Source organism: Bifidobacterium sp. UMB1197, from assembly GCF_030217745.1.
GTDB lineage: Bacteria > Actinomycetota > Actinomycetes > Actinomycetales > Bifidobacteriaceae > Bifidobacterium > Bifidobacterium vaginale_B.
On the sequence record NZ_JASOOL010000070.1, the window covers coordinates 1 to 258 of the forward strand.

Below are 258 nucleotides of genomic sequence, written 5' to 3' on the forward strand. Positions count from 1 at the left end.
CATCTTTGTTGGTCATATCAATGTTCTTATCTGGAATAACAGACTCTGAGATTTCGTTGCCGTCGTCACCCTTGTCCTTGTCCATTTGGTCATTAAAGGCTTTTTGCAACTCCTTAAGCGCATCATCGTACGCTTTCTTTGCCTTAGCTTCGTCAGAATTTGGATCAGTATTTGCAGACGCATTTTTATATGCTGGGCTATTAGTAATGGCCAAACTCTGAAGCAACGCCGCTGAAATCTTACTGGTGTCGGTTGCAT

At 42.6% G+C, this 258-nt stretch carries 1 protein-coding gene; it reads right to left on the reverse strand.

Annotated elements, in window-relative coordinates; translation table 11 throughout:
• Positions 1-258: hypothetical protein (locus tag QP420_RS06650; RefSeq protein WP_481616905.1), on the reverse strand; the 258-nt coding region annotated here is incomplete at both ends.